We start from the raw sequence: 2,452 nt of genomic DNA on the forward strand, positions 1-2,452 counted from the left end.
TATCCAAGTACATAAAAAGACCGGTCGTGGGAACTATCCACATAGACCCAAGGCACATCTCCCACTACTCAATAAAGCTTGACAACGGGAAGATGGCTAAGCTCCTCGTTGGGTTCATGAGCAGGCAGACGGACGCCCTCGTATTCCTATCAAAGTACCAGAAGAACACCTACGCCCCCTTCCTCGGCGAAGGAAGGGTCTATGAAGTTATATATCCAGGAATACCCGATTACTTCTTCTTCCCAAGCCCTCCAGAGTTCAGGAACAGGGTCCTAACGGTCTCAAGGCTCGCCCCTGAGAAGAACCTTGAGTTTGCCTTCAGGGTTATGGCTATCGTTCAGAGGGAGAGAGGAACCGAGTACTGGGTAGCGGGGGAAGGACCCAAGGAGAAGAAGCTAAGGAGATACGCCCAAAAGCTGAGGCTGAAGGTTAAGTTCTTAGGTAGGGTTGAGAGGAGGAAGCTCCCTGACCTCTACCGCTCTTCCTCTCTCTTCTTTCTTCCCTCAAAGACGGAGACCTTCGGTCTTGTGTTCGGTGAGGCTATGGGCTGTGGGCTCCCAGTTGTTGCCCTTAGGAAGGGCTCAGCCCCCGAGGTGGTCGGAGAGGGGGGAGTGCTGTGTGAGGAATCGGAGGAGGAGGTCGCCCAGGAGATCCTCAGGCTTCTGGATGACAGGGAACTGTGGGATAAATACTCGGAGAAGGCAAGGGAAAGGGCGAGGATGTTCAGGGAGGAGAGCTTTGTAGAGAGTTATCTGAGACTATACGAAAAGCTCCTTGGACTTTAGTCGTACCTTTCGGTCTTTATCTGCTTCCTTTCAACACCGAGCTGGAGAAGGAGCTCCTTCATGTCATCCACAAAGGCGGGAGGTCCGCAGAGGTAGTAAAGGTTGGCTGGTATATCCTCAACCTCCCCCAGAACCATATCCGCATCAATCCTGCCCCTCAGCCCTTTCCAACCTTCGGGAACCTTCCTCGTCAAGGTAATTCTAACTTTGATATTTGAGTGTCTGGAGAGCTCCTCCAGCTCCTTCCTGTAGATTATCTCCTCATAGGATGTGTAGGATACAAGCAGTGTAGCCCTCACGTTGTGGAGCTCCTTGTCCCTTATGTACCTCAGAATTGACATCAGCGGAACTACGCCACTCCCAGCACCTATGAGCACAATACGGGTGGAGAGCTCCTCCGTCCAGTAGAACTTACCGTAAGGTCCCTTTATGAAAAAGCTGTCCCCTTCCCTTACCTGGGTCGTCAGTATGACGGACGCCTTACCCCCTTCCTTCCGCTTGATCGTAAGCTCCAGCCTATTCCTCTGGAGAGGGCTTGAGGCAATTGAGTAAGCCCTCTTCAACTCCTCACCGGTAGGTGGGTAGGGGACCTTGAGCATCACATACTGACCGGGATAGAACTCAAACTCCTCCCCACTTATGTCAAACACGAGGGTTCTCGTGGTAGGTGTCTGTTCTATGACCTCAACCACGGGAGCTGTAAACTCCCGCAGAGGCCTTCTCTCCAACTCCCTCAAACTCCGCCTTCCTTCTTGAGTTTCTCGTAGGTTGCAACAACGTAGCCAAGGAAGGCGTTCTCGGGCTGAGCACCCACGAACTCAGCCACACCGTTGTTAAGGACTATCTTGGGGACGCCGACCACCTGGAACTTCTGGGCTAAGTCGGGGTTCTCGGAGGCATCTATGACCTTCGCTGTTATGTAGTCGCTCGCTAAGGCAAAGTTGTAAGCCATCACCGCCGCCGCAGGGCAGTATCCGCAGGAGGTGGTCACAAAGACCATTATCTCTATTGGCAGGTCTATCTTCTTCAGGTGCTCAAGGGTGCTCTCGGAGAGGTTTGGCTCCCTCTTGGAAACCTGGATTATCCCCTGAATGAGGGTGCTGAACTCAAGACCTGCGGGAAGCCCTATGTACCTGATGCCGTAGTCCTTGTCTCCCTCTATCACTATAGTGGGTATCCTGTCAACGCCGTACTTCTGGGCAAGCTCCTTCTCAAGGGTCGGGACGTGGAGCTCGTACTTTATCCTCTCTTCGCCGGCGACCTCCGCAAGCTCCTTCAGTAGTTCCTCAGCCGTCTGACAGCTCTCACAGCCTATAGCCTGTGAAAAGAGCTTGAGGGTAACAGGCTCTTTAAACTCCTTGTCAAGTATCTCCTTTATCTGGGCTCTCACATCCAGACCGAGCAGCATCTCTCACCTCCTATCAGGATATAAATATATTCTAATTTCCTTAATTTTCATCGTAGGCTCTCCCTCCTGACCTTCTGGAGTAGGTTGTGGGCAAGCCTTGTGGGTTCAGGTATCCTGTACCTTGAGGTCTTCAGGACGAGCTCTATGGAGGTCTTCAGGCTTATCCTGTGCCCCACAGATACGAAAACGGGAGAGACGTTGTCCTTAGTTCTCACCACAGCACCCAGTATTCTACCTCTGTACTTGAGGTAAGAGTATG

At 52.2% G+C, this 2,452-nt stretch carries 4 protein-coding genes; 1 reads left to right on the top strand and 3 read right to left on the bottom strand.

Features of this window, described 5'->3' with window-relative positions; translation table 11 throughout:
• Window positions 1–785, top strand: a 785-nt coding sequence (locus AC1HCM_RS00110) for a glycosyltransferase (protein ID WP_479459740.1), incomplete at its 5' end; no start/stop codon positions are given.
• Here AC1HCM_RS00110 and AC1HCM_RS00115 read toward each other — a convergent pair.
• The 3 genes from AC1HCM_RS00115 to AC1HCM_RS00125 all read right to left on the bottom strand — a co-directional run.
• Complete coding sequence (locus AC1HCM_RS00115) at window positions 782–1,513, bottom strand: ferredoxin reductase (protein WP_479459741.1); 732 nt, start codon at window positions 1,511–1,513, stop codon at window positions 782–784. The genes AC1HCM_RS00110 and AC1HCM_RS00115 overlap by 4 nt on opposite strands.
• Window positions 1,514–1,518: 5 nt before the next feature.
• Window positions 1,519–2,193: a protein disulfide oxidoreductase gene (gene pdo, locus AC1HCM_RS00120; RefSeq protein WP_479459742.1), complete on the bottom strand. Its 675-nt coding sequence runs from the start codon at window positions 2,191–2,193 to the stop codon at window positions 1,519–1,521.
• 47 nt (window positions 2,194–2,240) lie between these two features.
• A partial coding sequence (locus tag AC1HCM_RS00125; RefSeq protein WP_479459743.1) for an endonuclease V occupies window positions 2,241–2,452 on the bottom strand: 212 nt, incomplete at its 5' end.

It is taken from the genome of Hydrogenivirga sp. (assembly GCF_056450045.1).